Source organism: Pantoea sp. X-Soil-TKNS-1280, from assembly GCF_059730475.1.
Genome location: NZ_AP035963.1, coordinates 387009 through 404940 on the forward strand (window position 1 = coordinate 387009; position 17932 = coordinate 404940).

The window sequence follows — 17932 nt, forward strand, 5'->3', positions numbered from 1 at the left end:
CGGGTGAAGGGCGAAAAAGGCCGTACCAGGACGGCCCTCTTCGGCACTTCCCTTTGCGAGCATGATTATTTGGTCAGTTCAGCCGACAGGTAAGCACCGTTATCTACGCGCGCACCGGTGATTTTGTAAGATGCGCCCGCTTGTTTGGCCTGTGCGGCAATTTTGGCTTCGGCACCATCAAGGGTTGAGGCGGAAGCGGTAATGCTTTGTGCGAAGCTGCCGAAAGAAACCAGTGACAGGGCCGCAACTGCAACGAAAGTTTTGATAGATTTCATGGTCATTTCCTCAGAGATTATTTTAAGTTGTGAGGCGTTGTGCCCCGATGTGAGAAAGAATAGACCTGTCACCCGGAGGATAAAAGCTGAGCGTTTTGCTGAAACAAATCAAAAAAATTGATAAAGATTGATACCATCAAAAAAAGGGCCACCCCACGGCGACCCTTTCCAGTGCTTCCGGGCATCACTCGCTGTTATTTGTATAACTCAGCGGTCATATGCACACGGTTATTGGTGTTGGCTTCAGTGATTTTGTACTGAGCGCCCTGCTGTGCTGCCTGCGCGGCGATTTTCGCTTCAGCACCGTCCAGCGTAGAAGCTGTAACGGAAACACTCTGAGCAAAGCTGCCAAATGACATCAGTGAAAGAGCAGCGACAGCGGCGATGGACATGGCTTTAATGGTTTTCATGGTCTTATTCCTTCGTTTATTTGTTAAAAGGCTGTATGCCTTCGATGGAAGTTATAGTAACCATAGTTATCATTTCATTATTGATAATTAGTGCGATCATTGTGATCCTGGTAATTATCACTCCATCTCTGCCACGCCAAAACCCGCAAACCACCTGCCTTACTTAACAGCTGATCGTGGCGTTCAGCGCATCAATGGAGGTTTGCAAGCCCGCTTCAACGCTCATGGTAAGGTCTTCCATTTCCAGAGACACGTCACCGTCATAGCCCGTCATACGTAACACCGAGAAAAACTCTTTCCACCATTTGAGATCCTGACCGCAGCCCACGGCCACATAGTTCCAGGTACGGGTTTTGGTATGGGTGACGGGCTGGTACTCCATCAGCCCGTCAACATCAGCCAGCCCGCGCTCAATACGCGCATCTTTACCGTGTACATGGAAGACAGCGCCTTCAAGCTTGCGTACAGCAGCAATCGGGTCGGCCCCCATGGCAATCAAGTGCGATGAGTCAAGATTAATGCCGATCATATTATCCACGGCGTTGCGCAGTTGCAGCAGCGTGGAAGGGTTGTAAACCAGCTGGCAGGGAAACTCTTCGATGGCGATTTGTTCAACACCGTGCTTTTTCGCATGCTGGACAAACTTTTTCCACCACGGAATCGCCACTTCATTCCACTGATAATCGATCACGCCCGGCATATAATCCGGCCAGGAGACCGTCGAGGTGATCCAGTTAGGAACGCTGTCGTTTGGTCCCCCGCCTGGTAACCCACTCATCATGACGATTTTTTTCACCCCCAGCTTGCCCGCCAGTTCAACCGCGCGATAACTGCTGTGCGTGTGCTTCTCGCCCAGCACGCCCGGTGCCAGTGGGTTACCGGAACAATTCAGCGCCACGATCCGCATTTCCCGCTGGGTCAACTCCGCCTGGAACTGCTGCAATTTTTCCGGCGACGCCAGTAATTCTTCGGTTTTGACATGCGGACAGGGCGACCAGCCACCTGCAGTCATTTCCACGCCACTGATACCATAGCTTTTAACTTTATCCAGCATGGCTGGAAAGGATAAATCGGCCAACACATCGGTACATAATGCGAGTTTCATAACAATTCCTTTATCTGGTAGAAAAATCAGGCCTTCTCAAATTGCTCAATAAATCCGACTTTCGTTCTGGCATTGGCTAATAACGTCGTTTTAACTTCGTCACCCAATAAATCAGCAATATCAGCCAGCAACTGAATATGTTCATCCTGCTTTGCAGCCACGGCGACCACAATAAAAGCCACCTTACCTGCTCCCCAACTGACGCCGTGGGGAAATTGAAATACCTGAAAACCGGTTTAATCACCAGGTCAGTGTTATCTTTTGCACAGTGTGGAAAGGCAATACCGGCACCGATATAAGTAGAGATGTTTTTCTCGCGCATCATCATTGCCTGAAAAAAACCGGTTTTGACATACCCCGCGCGTTCTAATTCCCGGGCAGCAATTTGTATCGCCTCGGTCTTATTTGCAGCCTGACATTGCAGAAAAAGATCGTTTTCATTTAGTTGCAACATATTTATTCCTCACTTTATTTGCGAGAATGAATTCTGCTATTGATACAACGCAGGTTGTTGCGGAATATTCACCGGGTGTTTTTCACCATCTTTTAATGATGCAAGACCGGCGTCACAGACCAGCGCGACGACATAACCATCCCAGGAAGAAGGTCCGCTCATCGCCCTACCATCACACACGTTATCGACAAAATGCTGAACTTCGCGGTCATACGCAGTGGCAAAACGTTCCATGCAGGATTGCGTGATGTGCTGCGCACTGCCCGCCGTGGAACGGGTACTGATCGGTGCCTGCTCTGTGAGTGCCGCTATCGCATTCTCACCAATGACTTCGCAGCGAATGTCATAGCCGTAATCACAGTTAACGAACAACTCATCATCAATACGCACACCAGAAGTGGTTTCGAAAATGACGATCAGCGGATCCTGCAAATGCGGCAGAGCACGACGGGTTTTCTTGCGCGGTTTATCCACCCGCACTGCAACAATATCCTCGTTAAGCAGATAACGAATAATGTCAATTTCATGCGTGGCAGAATCATTGACGGCCATCTCCAATGTGTAGCTTTCCGGCACATAGGGATTTCGATGAGCGCAGTGCATCAGCAATATCTCGCCCAGCGCACCCTTATCAACTGCCTGTTTCAGGACCTGATATCCTGGGTCAAAGCGGCGCATAAAACCCAGTTGCAACAGGCGTTTACCCGCCTGAACTTCGGCATCGATAATTTCTCTGGCTTCATCCGCCGTTGGGGTTAGCGGCTTTTCACAGAACACCGGTTTACCGGCGCTAAATGCCGCCAGAATTTGTGTTTTATGCACCGGACCAATTGAGCAAATAAACACGGCATCGACCAGCGGAGAATTAATCATCTCCACGGCATCATAGAACGCGGTGGCACCATATTCAGTGGCGAGGGCATCCGCCGTCGATTGATTAATATCACACACCGCTGTCACCTGCGCACCGGTGATAGTCTGATTAAAACGTTTCAGGTGATCCCGGCCAATCATACCGAGACCAATTAAGCCGATTTTGACTGTCATTTTCACATCCTCAATAGCCATGCATTAAAAGCGAAATTTATTTTCAATTTGTTCCAACGTCAGACCACGCGTCTCCGGCAAATATTTCACCAGCAGAATTAACATGATGACATTAGTCGCGGCGAAGAAACCAAAGGTCATCCCTCCGCCATATTGATTAAGCAAGAACGGGAAAATTGACTGAATAATGAAATCGAAGATCCATAAGCCGAATACCGCAAAGCCCATGCCGACACCACGCATTTTCAGCGGGTAAATTTCCGCCAGCATCAGCCAAAATACCGGAGCAATCCATCCCTGCATAAACACCAGGAACACCAGCATCAACCCGAGAATGACATAACTGGCACCGGCGAAATTAGCCTGTAACGTCTCGACACCATTGATAGTTTCATTATGGAAAAACATTTTAAATGCCAGTCCAATCAATACCAGACTGAGCGTGACTCCAGCCTGACCAGTAAAAAACATTTTGCGCCGCGAATGTTTGCCGATCAGCGCCATGCCGAATAACGTCGCAACGATAGAAATCACGCCATTCGCCACGGCACCCGTCACCGCTGCCGCATCCCCTAAACCGGTGGATTTTAATACTGTCGGCGCGTAATACATGATGGTATTGACCCCGGTAACCCGCGTTGCCAGCACAATCATCAGGCCAATCAACACCAGCTGTATAACCCAGCTTTTTTTCATTTCTGTCAGCAGGTTAAATTTTACTTCGTCGGCTTTGACGATCTGCTGAATCTCCCTGACCTCACGATCAACTTCCTCCGGCAGACGCAGTGTTTTCAGCACTTTAACGGCTTTATCCGTTTCACCTCGTCGCATAAAAAAGCGCGGTGATTCCGGCATCACTAACATACCCAGCCATAGCAATGCCCCAGGCAAAGCGGGAATTGCCAGCATAACGCGCCAGTTGTGCGCCATTTCGGGATAAAGATTAACAATCGCCGCGTTGACGGTATAAGCAAGGAACTGCCCGGTCACAATCATTAATTCGTTTACCGTCACCAGTCTTTCACGCTGATCGGCCCGCGCCAGCTCCGAAATATAAATCGGAACGGTGACCGAGGCGCAGCCAACGGCCAGTCCGAGAATAAATCGCGCCACAATCATCGATGGCACACTCCACGCCAGTGCAGTGCCTAATGCACCGAAAATAAAGATAGCGGCGACCCACAGCAAATTCTTCCGACGCCCCTGTTTATCAGATAAATAACCACCAAACAGCGAACCCAGTGCGGCACCAAATAGCAGGAAAGAGGTAATAAATCCCTCTTGGGTGGGCGTCAGGTTTAAATCATATTTCATAAATATCAACGCACCGGAAATAACACCGGTATCGTAACCGAAACATAACCCCCCTATCGTAGAGACTATGGTGATTAACCTCATGCGCTGAGGATTTTGCAGGTGAGTTTTGTTGTACATAACTTTTCCATCTGGTTGTAAGGTAATACCGAAGCAGCCGTTGAATTGGGTCGGTTATGACTAATATTATTCAGCCAGAATATGCTGTTTTTTATTTTCTGATGCCACAGCAGTGGTGCATCAGTTCCCTTATCGTTGCGACAACGTTATATCAAAGTGAAATCGAAAAACTATATACCCAGTCAGATACGATTTAACAGCGTGCTGGTGATCATAAATTTCGCATAAAAAATGGCGAATAGAGTGATTCGTATCACGAATAAATTTCAAATCCTTGACATAGCAAGAATCAAGAGAGTCGAAAAAATGATTTTTTACCATATATCTTTTTTAATGGTTTAACATCCGCCTTAAAAAGGAATAGTTAATCCTGAGCCAGGCATCACAATGGTTCAGGGAACAACAGTTTTGATGATAAATATAATCAGACGAGTACTTTCGTGCAGATTCGTAGTGGCTCGTCATATCGCGTGGCGATAATATCCGGAACTGGCTATTTTTCGCGCAAAATAAAAGTGTGATGGCGATCAAAATTAATTTTCTATCGACGGAGCCAATAACAATAATCAGCATTTAGTTGCGCTAAAATTCAGTGAGTTTTTTAAAAGTCAGTGACTTAGATATGTCTAAAAAGCAAAATTGATGATTACCCGCAGCCCTGAGTAATGTAAGAATAGCAACACACTGACAGGAGACATCATGCTGACCTACTGCCTCAATGAACATCCCTCTCTGCGGGGATTCGAAAACGGACACCGCCCTCGCCTTATGTTTATCTGTAAAGCAGAAGGGGCTGAGGCAGCGATCCCTCGCGTGATGCACAAGCATGATGAGTGTTTTGAACTGATGTTTATTCGCTCGGGTAGCGGCATCTACAACATTGATGGACGTGGCTATAACGTGCAGCGCGGTGACCTGCTGCTGTTCAACGCTAACGTACTGCATGATGAAAACCCACACGCCTCTGATGATCTGCTGATTTATAGCTGCGGCGTGGAGCAGTTGAAAGTCGAAGGTTTACCGCAAAATGTGCTGACCACGCGTGCTCAGACTGCGGTGATGCCCAGTGGTGAATTCTATGATGAGATTTGCCAGCTGTTTGATCAAATGTGGTCACACGTCAGCAGCAAGCGGTTATACAGTTCTGCTATTGGTGATAGTCTGCTCAATGTTTTACTGTTGTTATGTCGCAATATCTGGATTGAAAACAAGCTGGAGCATGAAAGCGACAGCACCCTTTTGGGTCAACGGATTAAAGACTACATCGATAATCATTATAAAGATGAGATAGCGTTAAAATCGATAACGGCTGCGCTTAATTTGAATCAGTTTTATCTGGCTCATGTATTTAAGGCCTACTCCGGCTACTCCCCCAAACAATATCAGACCCGGCGGCGTATCGGTGAGGCACAATCATTATTACTCACGACCGACCTTGGCGTGACCGAAGTGGCCAATGCCGTTGGCTATGATAACGTTAATAACTTTCATCGCATATTTCATAATCTTATTGGCATTCCACCTGCACGCTATAAAAAATTCTGGCTGACCGGGCAAGTTAAAAGTTAGCCCTGCGTAATTTCGCTTAAATTATCAAGGGCGTCATTGGTTAGCACTTCCGACCGCGTACCCTGCACAGGCTTATTTCGCTAAGCCTGCAGAACCTTTATTATTCTGAGTAAGGATCCACTATGTATCTGGTGACTTTGCATTCCAGTTGGCGGTTGTACGGAGGCGATGATGAGTAATCGCTGTAATGCCCGTTATGTTTATTCACTCTGCTGTATTGCTACCCTTGGCGGAGTGATGTTCGGTTATTCTACCGGGGTGATTTCCGGCACCGTCGATTCCATTCAGGCGTATTTCCATCTCGATCCCTCGCAAACCGGCTGGGTTGTATCCAGTATTTTTGTCGGCTGCATTCTCGGTTCATTAACCGCCGGCAAGCTCGCCGAAAAACTGGGACGCAAACCGGTTTTGCTGCTGGCAACGCTGGCTTTTGCCCTTTCCGCTGTAGGCTCCACGTTTGCTGGCTCGTTTATGATATTTTCCTGCGCCCGCATCATCGCGGGACTGGGCATTGGTCTGGCGGGAACTGTCGCCCCGATGTATATGAGCGAAATCGCGCCAGCCAGTATTCGCGGCAAAGCGTCCGGCATTTTTAACCTTTCATTAGTGGGGTCCCAAACGCTGGTATTTCTCATCAACTACCTGATCGGGCGTGGCATGTCCGAAGTCTGGCTGGTTGATGAAGGCTGGCGCTGGATGATGGGTGCGCAATTTGTGCCCGTGATTATGATGTTCTTCTGCACCCTGATTCTGCCGGAGTCTCCGCAATGGTGTATCAATCATCAACAGGGAGAACGCGCATTACGCGTGCTGGAGAAAATCTATCCCGACCTGAATAAAGCTGAGGCGCGCGACATCATCGCGATACGCAAAGAATCGCAGAATGCCACCAACGGCAGCAGCTCGCTGGGTTATATCTGGCAAACCCCGGTGTTGCGTTACGCATTGATGGTGGGTTGCGCCATTGCGGTGTTGCAGCAACTCACCGGTGCCAGCATCGTGATGTATTACGCACCTTTGATTCTCAATACCGGTGAAATGAGTAAAGACACACTGCTATTTCAGACCATTTTTATCGGTTTGCTGAATGCAGTCGGTGCCTTTGTTGCCATGAACTTGTATGACCGCTTTGGCCGTCTGCCGGTGATGAAAGCGGGCACCATCGGTTCCATTGCCTCCCTGCTGCTGCTTTCCTGGAGCATGCTCAATCAGCAAAGCGGCTATCTGGCCATTTTCTCCGCATTATTGTTTATGGTGATGTTTGCCATTAGCTGGGGCGCAGGTTGCTGGGTGCTGATTGCCGAAATTTTCCCGCCGCGCATTAAAAGTTATGCGATGGGATTAGCCGTCAGCCTGATGTGGATTTTCAACTTCCTCGTTACCCAGTTTTTCCCGGTTCTAAACGATATTCCGGCGTTACAGCAGGCGTTTCATGGCGCGTTCTCGTTCTGGATTTTCGCGGCACTGAATCTGTTCTGTCTGCTGTTTTTACTGCGCTTCGTGCCTGAGACGCGCGGCGTTGCACTTGAGAACATTGAACAACTGCTGGCCAGCCGTATGAAGCTGGCGACAGCCGCAAACGCAGCGTCCATCTCCTCTTCCAGCCTGCGAGGTAAATCATGATTAAAGCTCTGCACGGTATCTCAACGCATTATTGCAACGTCATCACAGAAACCCGTATCGCAGCGGAAACCGGCTACGATGGCCTGGAGTTTTTACACTACAAACTACTGCGTTACCTCGATAACGGCGGCAGCACCCGTTCACTGCTTAAGCTGGTACAGGGCTATGGTTTGCAAACCGCCTGCCTGAATGCGCTGATTGATATTGAACGTCATCGTGAAGGAGAGAAGCAGCAGTTACTGGCGGAAGCCGTCCGGTTGACGCAAATTGCCGCCGAACTGGAGTGTCCGACGATCCAGATTCTGGCGCAGCATGGCATCGATCACCTGCCAACCGCACAAATCATGGATATCATGACGGAAAATATCTCCGCCATTGCCAGTATTGGTGAGCAGTATGGCGTGCGCTACCAGATCGAGGTCATTGCCCATACCCAGTTCAATACCCTGAGTCAGGCGCTGGAAGTAATCCGGCGCATCGGCAAAGCCAATGTCGGGCTGGTCATCGACTTCTGGCATCTTTTCGCCACCGGCACCGTCACTCCAGAAGACATTCGTGCGTTAGATCCCGCGCTGATTTTTGGCGTGCACTTCTGCGATGGCCGTAAACCTAAATCCGGCGAAGCCTGGGAAGAGACGGTATTGCGCGCTTATATGCCGGGCGAAGGCGATATTGATATGCAGGCATGGACCGATGCCGTCAAAGCCACTGGGTTTGATGGGGTATGGTCGGCGGAACTGTTTAGCCCGGCCCGTTGGGAAATGGATCATAAGGAGTTAGCCAAACAAGTGATTGAAAATATGCGCAGTTATACGGGCTAATACAATTTGAATGGCTATTTCAGGCAGGGAACAAAAAACTTCCCTGCCAGCTGGCAAGCATTGGCACTCACATCAACCTGCAAACACAGCTCAACATCTGTTGCAAAGCCCCGCCCCCTTAACTCTGTGGCTGATGCACACTCTTTTAATACGGCAAAATTCTGCTGCTGCGCCGCCTGAAAGGCCGCAGCCGCCATCTCCGCTTCCGGGGAACGCAGACGCGTGCCTAATGCCTGAATGATTCCGCCCGCTGCAACATAATCCTCAATCGCCGGACGCAAACTCCCATCCGGCCAGCGTTCACCACAGGGGATCACCAGAATCCGTTGAAAATGACCACAGGCCGCTGCGGTTGCCTGCCGATTACGTAATCCGGCGCTAAATACCGCGCCGCCATGGTCGCGCGCTTTAAACGCAATGGTGGAACCATTGGGTGATGGCAACACCAGTTTTGTCCCGGCAGGAATATTCAATAATGAAGCGGGCGATAAGGTAAAGGTTTCAGCAGAGAAGCGCCGATCAATGCTCGCGGCCTGCGCACCCATTTCTGCGGCATATGCCTGGGCAGACGCGTCTTTCCAGGGCCAGGGGGCTATCAATGCGCCATTGTCATTCGCCACACTGACACAGGTGGAAAACGACATGACATCTACCACAATCACACAATCCGCATCCTGAGCCAGATGCTGTGCGGCGGCAAGCCCCCATTCCAGACGGACATCGAAACCATGTTGCGAGAAGTAGTGATCAGGCATAACGGAGAGTCACCTTGGGTAGCAGCGCAATCGGGAGCATAGTGTATTGCGCTGCTACAGATTTTTCCCGCTTATTTCAGCGCGATGCGCGCCACACTATCCGGGCCTTTGGTGGAGTTGTCTTTATTGAACGCCTGCTTCAGGGAAACATACAGCGTTTCACCATCAGGTGACACCAGCAGGCTGTTCGGGTTGGTATCGAACGACCAGCTGTTTTTCACCGTATAGCGGGTGGCATCCAGTTGCAGCACTTTCTTCGACTCACGCTGGCTGATGTAGATCTCATTGCGTTTCGCGTTGAACTTGATGCCCAGCGCGTCACCCGGGATACGTTTGATCACCTTACCGCTATGCTCGTCAAACACCAGCGTGGTCTTGCCTTTGGAATCATCAGTAACGAACAGGCGACCGGTGGCCGGATCTTCTGCCATATTCAGGAACAGATACTCTTTGCCATCGCCTGCCGTCCAGCGTTGTTCAATTTTATGCGTACGTGGATTGATGACCGCGATTTCCCCTGCACCATTGGCAGCGTAGATACGCTCGGTCAGCGGTGAATAGATGATGCCCGTTACCCATTTACCGACATTTTTGATCGTGGTTTTAGGTTTGAAGGTTTTGGTATCCACCACCGAGATAAAGCCCGGATCAGCGACGCGGCCCACGTAAAGTTCGTTGCCATGCAGCAACATTTCGCGTGCACCGGGCACGTCACCGTCTTTATCCTTCTTACCACCCAGCATCAGGCGTTGTAGCACTTTGCCGCTCTGCGCATCAACTTTCGACACGCCGCCATCCAGCGAGTTGGTGGTGTAGAACACGCTACCTTCGCTATCGATAGCCATACCGAAGTTTTTCAGATCGGTATGGGTTTCCCCTTTGGTTGCCAGTGTCGTCGCATCGAGGCGATACAACATGCCACCGTTAACGTCCTTGAAGCTCTGCGCACTGGCGACATACAACGCATTGGCTACCGGAGAGTAAGCCAGTTCATACAAGCCATCACCAATCACACGCTGAGTAACCTGGTTATCAGCGGGTTTTGGGGCTACCGCCACGGCGGATGTCTGTGCTTTTTGAGCAGGTGCCTGGCAGGCTGTCAGGCTAAATGCGGCAATGACCGCTGCGGCAAGCGCTGCCCGACGCGGACTGAAAAACGATGTCATTCTGAACTCCATCAATGGATAACGGTCTCCGGCAGGGCAAAGCCCTGGCGGAAATGATCGTAGAAAGAATGAGAATCATACGCATTAACGAAAACTTAGCAAATCCCCCTTAAACAACAGCTTAGAAGAAGCCCACTCCCCTCGTTATAAACGGAACATTTGCCTGAAAAATCCGCCAGCTGGCAGGTGAATTGACGTCAGTAAAAACGTTAACTTGAGTAATTAAAGGGTCTATTGACACCCTATCCTTATGATTACCTTAATTTATACAAATATTTACATAATTGAATGAAACCTTTTTAGAGTTTTTAAAGCAAATGATTATCATTGGCTTTCTCAATTAATGCGCTTCTTTGCGTTAAATGCCGCAGGATGGTGCGGCTAAATAAAAAAAAGAAGCGATAACAAACACGCTCTTTTTGACGGGAAATATCATGTCTTTGATTTGCAGGGATACTCACGCGTCCGGCATGCGCAAAACCTTTACGGTTTCATTGCTGGCAATGGCAGTACACGCCCTTCTCAACCCGATGACGGCACAGGCGGCGGATAACAGCAGCAATACTCAGCAGGATCTGGTGGTGGATGCCACCACCAGCGGCGACAACACCGCCCAGGATAAGCAGGACTATCAGGTCAAAACCACCCGTGCCGGTACCAAATTGTTGCTGACGCCGCGCGATGTGCCGCAATCAGTCAGCGTCGTTACCCAGCAGCGTATGCAGGACCAACAACTGCAAACCATTAATGACGTGCTGAATAATGCCACCGGGATTACCAGTAGCCAGGACGACAGCGAACGCGCCTACTACTATTCCCGTGGTTTTTTGCTGACCAACTTCACTTATGATGGCATCCCTACCTCAATGGGGGATGCATGGAACTACGGGGATACCGCCTCGGATACCGCGATTTACGATCGTATCGAGATCGTGCGCGGTGCCACTGGCCTGATGACCGGCGCAGGTAGCCCGGCGGCGTCAGTCAACATGGTACGTAAACATGCCGACAGCAAAGATTTCACCGGAACGGTAAGTGCCAGCTACGGAAGCTGGAATAAACAGCGTTATGTCGCTGATCTTTCTGCGCCATTAAACGAATCAGGCTCGGTACGTGGGCGCGTTATCGCAGGTTACCAGGATCAGGACAGCTGGCTGGATCGTTACCATAAAAATACCAAATTCCTGTACGGCACCCTTGATGCAGATCTCACCGATAACACCACCCTGTCGCTCGCTTACGATTATCAGGACGCCGATACGCGTGACCCTACCTGGGGTGGCAACCCGGTGTTTTACAGCGATGGTTCTCTGACGCATTACCGCCGCAGCCTGAACTCATCCGCCGACTGGACTTACTACCACACCACAGTGCGCAAAGTGTATGCCGACCTGGTGCATAACTTTGATAATGGCTGGAGTTTCCGTCTGAACGGCACACATGCCGAAAACACCTTCAGCGATAAGTTGTTGTATGTGGGCTACATGGCTTACCCGGATCAAACCACCGGTGAAGGTGCCGATGGTTTTGGTAGTAAGGACCGCGGTAAACGTGAACTGACTTCAGTAGATGGCTATGCCAGCGGCCCCTTTGAGTTGTTCGGTCGTCAGCACCAGTTAATGGCAGGCGTTAGCTACAGCCGTCAGCACAACAGCACCTATAGCCAGAATGGCATCACTGATGAAGATGCAGGAGATATTGCCAGTGATGATATCGGGATATTTAACAATCACTGGAATGGCAATATCGCGGAACCTGAGTGGGGCGACTGGTATCAAAACGCCGATGACGTGGTACGTCAGAAATCGGCTTACACCGCCGCGCGTTTCTCACTGGCCGATCCGCTGTCGCTGATTATCGGTGCACGTTACACGCAATACAGCACCAACGGTAGCAGCGGGAATATGGATAAAGACAACATCACGCCTTATGCCGGCCTGGTGTATGACATCAACGATACCTGGTCGGCTTACGCCAGTTATACCTCCATCTTCCAGCCACAAACGTATCGCGACAGCAGCGGCCATTACCTGTCACCGGTAACGGGAAAAAGCTATGAAACCGGCCTGAAATCGGCGTGGTTTGATGGTCGGTTGACCGCAACTATGGCGATCTTCCGTATTGAGCAAAACAATGTGGGTGAGGCTGTTGATGGCGTGTATGTCAATAACAGCAGCGAACAGGCTTATGCCGCGACTAAGGGAGCGCGGAGTAAAGGTGCTGAGTTCGAGCTGAATGGCGCACTCACGGATAATCTGCAACTGACCTTTGGAGCGACACGTTATGTCGCACGTGATTCGGATGGCCGCTACAATCCGAACCAACCACAAACAGACTTCAAACTGTTCACCAGTTATCGCTTGCCCGTGCTGCCAGAGCTCACCATTGGTGGCGGTATCAACTGGCAAAACCGCGTGTTCGACGACCTGACCGCACCGGATGGCAGCACCCAACGTGTCTACCAGGGCAGCTATCCGCTGGCTAACCTGTTTGCCCGTTATCAGGTCACTAAACAGGTAGCGGTTCAGGCTAACGTCGATAACCTGTTTGATCGCACCTACTACGCCTACATGAGCAACTATGTGTACGGTGAACCGCGTAACTTCTCGGTCAGCGTGTCATATCAGTTCTGATAACCGATGCCTGCGCCCTGAATTAACAGGGCGCAGTGTTTTTATTTGTATACCGTTGCCGTCGCACGGACTTTGTCACCTTCATTGCCGGAGGTGATGACAAAATATTTACCGCCCATCGCATCAGCTTTTTGAGATATTTCCTCCATCACCGCTCGTGGTGAGGTATGTTCTTTGGTGGAACTGACGGTTCCTATTTTGTGATGTTTTTTCGCTTCTTGTTTACTGATTTCCGTCGCAGCAAAGGCCGAAACACAAATTAGCGAGGCGGTAATACACGCTATCATTCCTGCCAGAATCTTTTTCATTATCACACCTCAGAGATGATTGAATACGGACTGAGCATCACAGCAATTAAATTTTTAGACCGAGATAAAAATATTGCAACTATCCAACCCATAACTCCACCTATTTTTAAGCACACAAACGCCACTATCAGAAATTTATTAGCGAAGCGAAAATTGAAATAAATGGCAATATTTACAGAAAGATAGACGCAGAACGCAATATACAAACAGATCAATATGATAGAATGAAAAACCTGACAAAAACAAAAGGTAAATATTATTATCGCTTCGCTTGATTGCCGTAAATCATCGGCTACGCTTACATCAAAATATGAATTTCTTTTCGCATTTTAAATCGTTACCTTTGGGCTACCCCTCCATTATTTACTGGCCTTAAATTCACCAGGCTTCAACCTGATTAAACTTTTTAGTCCACCCAGTTGAGGTCAGTCAATGAAACGGAAATGCCTGCATTGCCTTATACTTACTACGCTTTTGAGCACCGCATTTAATTCCTTAGCTGCGGAAGACTTGCGCAAAGATGCCACTTCGGCTACCAAAACGACCAATGATGCACTGTATAACTATTTACCTTTCTCTGATAAAACCGATTTTAGTGATGCCCACAAAGGATTTATCGCCGCATTACCCGAGGCTGTGATTAAAGGCGCAGCCGGAAATGTTATCTGGGATCCAGGCCAGTACGCGTTTATTAAAGAGGGTGAGAAATCGCCGGATACCGTTAATCCCAGCCTGTGGCGTCAATCACAGTTAATCAATATCAGTGGGCTATTTCAGGTTACCGATGGCGTCTACCAGATCCGCAATCTTGACCTCTCCAATATGACCATCATCGAAGGTGACAAAGGTATCACGGTTATCGATCCACTGGTTTCCGCTGAAACCGCCAAAGTAGGGATGGATCTTTACTATAAACATCGTGGTAAAAAGCCGGTGGTAGCGGTGATTTATACCCACAGCCACGTTGACCACTACGGTGGGGTACGTGGCGTAGTAGACGAAGCGGATGTGAAGTCCGGCAAAGTAAAAATTTATGCCCCGGCAGGTTTTATGGAGGCTGCGGTGGCTGAAAATATCATGGCGGGTAACGTGATGAGCCGCCGTGCCAGTTACATGTACGGCAACCTGTTAAAAGCGGACCCGAAAGGCCAGGTCGGCGCGGGATTAGGCACCACCACTTCAGCGGGTACCGTCACCCTGATCGCCCCAACGGATACCATCAGCAAAACCGGTGAGAAGCACACCATTGATGGCCTGACCTATGAATTTATGATGGCACCGGGTTCTGAAGCGCCATCAGAGATGTTGTGGTATGTCGAACAGAAAAAAATGATTGAGGCGGCTGAAGATGTCACCCATACCCTGCATAACACCTACTCTCTGCGCGGTGCGAAAATTCGTGAACCGCTGCCCTGGTCAAAATACATCAACGATGCCATTACCCGCTGGGGCGATAAAGCCGAGATTATTATCGCCCAGCATCACTGGCCGACCTGGGGCAATGATAACGTCAACAATCTGCTGAAAACCCAGCGCGATCTCTATCGTTACATCAACGACCAGACGCTGCGGATGGCGAATGAAGGCCTGACGCGTGACGAAATTGCCGCCAACTTCAAACTGCCGGATGGACTGGCAAAAACCTGGGCTAACCGGGGTTATTACGGCTCAGTCAGCCACGATGTTAAAGCCACTTACGTGCTTTATCTGGGTTGGTTTGATGGCAATCCGGCCACACTGGATGAACTCCCCCCGGAAGAAGCGGCGAAGAAATTTGTTGAATATATGGGCGGCGCGGACAATATCCTGCAAAAAGCCAAAACCGACTTCGATCAGGGGAATTATCGCTGGGTGGCGCAGGTGGTTAGCAAAGTGGTTTTTGCTGATCCAAACAACAAAGCCGCACGCGATCTCGAAGCCGATGCCCTGGAGCAGATGGGATATCAGGCCGAATCCGGCCCGTGGCGTAATTTTTATCTGACCGGCGCACAAGAGCTGCGTAATGGCGTAATGAAACTGCCCACACCGAATACCGCCAGTCCGGATACGGTTAAAGCCATGACACCAGAAATGTTCTTCGATTTCCTTGCCGTACATATCAATGGTGAGAAAGCCGGTAATGCTAAGGCTCTGATTAATGTCGATCTGGGTGATGATGGCGGCAAGTACAAGCTGGAACTGGAAAACGGGGTACTCAACCACACGTCCGATGCCCAGGCACCAAAAGCGGATGCCACCCTCACCCTCAATCGCGACACATTGAACAACATCATTCTGAAGGAAGAAACGCTGAAGCAGGCACAGGATAAGGGGGAAGTCAAAATCAGCGGTAATCCCGCCAAAGTCGATGAGTTACTTGGCTACATGGATAAATTCGAGTTCTGGTTCAATATGGTGACACCGTAATCGTTTAACGGGCTGCTGAATTATTTGGCAGCCTGTTTCTTTTCATGGCGTGTTTTTTAGCACCCGCCATGCCTTATTTTTATAAAAATTTCCGACCCAGGATTTCGCTCAATTTCAGTACCCCTGTTGAATTTAATTTTTATTAATCAACCGCTATTTCTAAGGATTCATACGATGAACAGATCCTACAAAGGCGTCGGCGTTCTGGCACTGGCTGCTGGTTCAATATTGTTTCCCGGTGCCAGCCGGGCCGAAGAACCAGCGAAAAATGTGTCTGATAATCAGGGTGATGGCAGTAAACCTAACATCATTCTGATTGTTGCAGACGACACCGGATACGGCGATCTCGGCGCATATGGGGGTGGTGAGGGCCGGGGTATGCCAACACCAAATCTCGATAAAATGGCCCAGGAAGGGATGACCTTCTTCAGTTTTTATGGACAGCCAAGCAGCACCCCAGGCCGTGCGGCAATGCAAACCGGCCGCATACCTAACCGCAGCGGCATGACCACCGTGGCATTCCAGGGACAAGGTGGCGGACTGCCAAAAGAAGAATGGACGCTGGCTTCAGTCCTTAAAACAGCAGGTTACGACACTTTCTTTACCGGGAAATGGCACCTGGGGGAATCCGACTATGCCCTGCCTAACGCCCAGGGCTATGACGAGATGCGCTATGTCGGGCTTTACCATCTCAATGCCTATACCTACGCCGATCCAACCTGGTTCCCGGACATGGATCCTAAACTGCGCGAAATGTTCGCCCGCGTGACGCGTGGTGCCTTATCAGGAAAAGCGGGTGAAGCGCCCCATGAGGATTTCAAAATAAATGGTCAGTACGTTAATACCCCCGAAATTAATGGCAAAGAGGGTGTGGTCGGTATTCCTTTCTTTGATCGCTATGTAGAAAAAGCCTCACTGGAATACCTCGACGCTCATGCAAAAGATAGCAAACCTTTTTTCATGAGCATCAATTTCATGAAGAACCATCAACCGAATATGCCTGACCCCGACTTCATTGGGAAATCGATGTCCAAGTCGAAATATGCCGATTCTATGGTCGAAATGGACGCCCGGGTTGGTCATATCATGGACAAAATCCGTTCACTGGGACTGGATAAAAATACCTTAGTTGTCTTCACCACCGATAACGGAGCCTGGCAGGATGTCTATCCTGATGCTGGCTATACGCCCTTCCGTGGCACCAAAGGCACCGACCGTGAAGGTGGCAGTCGCGTTCCGGCCATCGCCTGGATGCCAGGCAAAATCAAAGCGGATGTTAAAAACCACGACATTGTCGGCGGGCTTGATTTAATGGCGACCTTTGCCTCCGTTGCCGGCATTAAAGAACTGCCCAAAAATGATCGGGCAGGTAAACCGATTATTTTCGACAGTTACGACATCTCACCGGTGCTGTTCGGCACGGGCCCAGACCCACGTACCTCATGGTTCTACTTCACCGAAAATGAACTGACGCCGGGAGCGGTTAGGGTTGGGCATTACAAGGCAGAATTTAACCTGCGCGGTGACAATGGTATGCCAACCGGAGGCCTGGCAGTGGACAGTAACTTAGGCTGGAAAGGCCCATCGTCCTATGTTGCTACCGTGCCGCAGATTTTTGATCTCTGGCAGGACCCGCAGGAACGCTATGACATCTTTATGAATAACTACACCGAGCACACCTGGACCCTGGTAACGTTCAATCAGGCTATCGGTGACCTGATGAAAACCTATGCCAAATATCCACCGCGTAAAGCACAGAGTGAGACCTACACCGGTCCGATCACCATCAGCCAGTACGAACGTTTTCAGAATGTGCGCGATCAGCTCGATAAAGAAGGTTTCCAGTTGGGATTACCAACCGGTAACTGAGTATTTAATGCGTGGCCCATATTTTATGGGCCATTTTTTCTGCCTTCATGAAGGTAT

14 protein-coding genes and 1 pseudogene are annotated in these 17932 nt (G+C 49.6%); 6 read left to right on the forward strand and 9 right to left on the reverse strand.

Annotation, left to right across the window (positions count from 1 at the left end; translation table 11 throughout):
• Positions 1 to 65: 65 nt before the first annotated feature.
• The 6 genes and pseudogenes from AC6I8X_RS21755 to AC6I8X_RS21780 all read right to left on the reverse strand — a co-directional run bounded on the left by AC6I8X_RS21755 (position 66) and on the right by AC6I8X_RS21780 (position 4725).
• Entirely contained in the window at positions 66 to 275 is a 210-nt protein-coding gene (locus AC6I8X_RS21755; RefSeq protein WP_013508023.1) for a YdgH/BhsA/McbA-like domain containing protein, read from the reverse strand.
• Positions 276 to 469: 194 nt separating this feature from the next.
• Positions 470 to 685, reverse strand: coding sequence for a YdgH/BhsA/McbA-like domain containing protein (locus tag AC6I8X_RS21760; RefSeq protein ID WP_299450845.1), 216 nt, complete (start codon positions 683 to 685; stop codon positions 470 to 472).
• 163 nt (positions 686 to 848) lie between these two features.
• The gene (locus AC6I8X_RS21765) at positions 849 to 1790 is read right to left on the reverse strand and encodes a sugar phosphate isomerase/epimerase family protein (protein WP_497841079.1); all 942 of its coding nucleotides are present in this window, start codon (positions 1788 to 1790) and stop codon (positions 849 to 851) included.
• Positions 1791 to 1816: 26 nt separating this feature from the next.
• Positions 1817 to 2244: pseudogene (locus AC6I8X_RS21770) on the reverse strand (PTS mannitol transporter subunit IIA).
• A gap of 36 nt (positions 2245 to 2280) precedes the next feature.
• Positions 2281 to 3291 carry a Gfo/Idh/MocA family protein gene (locus tag AC6I8X_RS21775; RefSeq protein WP_497841080.1) on the reverse strand — a complete coding sequence of 337 codons (1011 nt, stop codon included), beginning with the start codon at positions 3289 to 3291 and terminating at the stop codon, positions 2281 to 2283.
• A gap of 24 nt (positions 3292 to 3315) precedes the next feature.
• On the reverse strand, positions 3316 to 4725 hold the full coding sequence (locus AC6I8X_RS21780) for a sugar porter family MFS transporter (RefSeq protein WP_497841081.1): 1410 nt from the start codon (positions 4723 to 4725) through the stop codon (positions 3316 to 3318).
• A gap of 699 nt (positions 4726 to 5424) precedes the next feature.
• Here AC6I8X_RS21780 and AC6I8X_RS21785 point away from each other — a divergent pair.
• The 3 genes from AC6I8X_RS21785 (at position 5425) to AC6I8X_RS21795 (ending at position 8738) form a co-directional block, all read left to right on the forward strand.
• Positions 5425 to 6294, forward strand: a complete 870-nt coding sequence (locus tag AC6I8X_RS21785) for an AraC family transcriptional regulator (RefSeq protein WP_497841082.1) — start codon at positions 5425 to 5427, stop codon at positions 6292 to 6294.
• Positions 6295 to 6465: 171 nt separating this feature from the next.
• Positions 6466 to 7917, forward strand: coding sequence for a sugar porter family MFS transporter (locus AC6I8X_RS21790; RefSeq protein WP_497841427.1), 1452 nt, complete (start codon positions 6466 to 6468; stop codon positions 7915 to 7917).
• Positions 7914 to 8738 (forward strand): sugar phosphate isomerase/epimerase family protein, encoded by an 825-nt coding sequence (locus AC6I8X_RS21795; RefSeq protein WP_497841083.1) that lies wholly within the window; start codon positions 7914 to 7916, stop codon positions 8736 to 8738. Before AC6I8X_RS21790 ends, AC6I8X_RS21795 begins: the two co-directional genes overlap by 4 nt.
• 14 nt (positions 8739 to 8752) lie before the next feature.
• On the opposite strand, the gene AC6I8X_RS21800 is transcribed toward AC6I8X_RS21795, so the two are convergent.
• Complete coding sequence (locus tag AC6I8X_RS21800) at positions 8753 to 9493, reverse strand: 2-phosphosulfolactate phosphatase (RefSeq protein ID WP_497841084.1); 741 nt, start codon at positions 9491 to 9493, stop codon at positions 8753 to 8755.
• 71 nt (positions 9494 to 9564) lie between these two features.
• Positions 9565 to 10659 carry a YncE family protein gene (locus AC6I8X_RS21805; RefSeq protein WP_497841085.1) on the reverse strand — a complete coding sequence of 365 codons (1095 nt, stop codon included), beginning with the start codon at positions 10657 to 10659 and terminating at the stop codon, positions 9565 to 9567.
• Positions 10660 to 11093: 434 nt separating this feature from the next.
• Between AC6I8X_RS21805 and fhuE the strand changes: the two genes are divergently transcribed.
• Entirely contained in the window at positions 11094 to 13292 is a 2199-nt protein-coding gene (fhuE, locus tag AC6I8X_RS21810; protein ID WP_497841086.1) for a ferric-rhodotorulic acid/ferric-coprogen receptor FhuE, read from the forward strand.
• A 41-nt stretch (positions 13293 to 13333) separates the two neighbouring features.
• Here fhuE and AC6I8X_RS21815 read toward each other — a convergent pair whose 3' ends face one another.
• Positions 13334 to 13600, reverse strand: coding sequence for a YdgH/BhsA/McbA family protein (locus AC6I8X_RS21815; protein WP_497841087.1), 267 nt, complete (start codon positions 13598 to 13600; stop codon positions 13334 to 13336).
• Between the two features lie 432 nt (positions 13601 to 14032).
• Between AC6I8X_RS21815 and AC6I8X_RS21820 the strand changes: the two genes are divergently transcribed.
• Both AC6I8X_RS21820 and AC6I8X_RS21825 read left to right on the forward strand, forming a co-directional pair.
• The gene (locus AC6I8X_RS21820) at positions 14033 to 16006 is read left to right on the forward strand and encodes an alkyl/aryl-sulfatase (protein ID WP_497841088.1); all 1974 of its coding nucleotides are present in this window, start codon (positions 14033 to 14035) and stop codon (positions 16004 to 16006) included.
• Positions 16007 to 16180: 174 nt separating this feature from the next.
• A complete protein-coding gene (locus AC6I8X_RS21825; RefSeq protein WP_313687748.1) occupies positions 16181 to 17875 on the forward strand; it encodes an arylsulfatase in 1695 nt (564 codons plus the stop codon).
• Positions 17876 to 17932 lie beyond the last annotated feature (57 nt).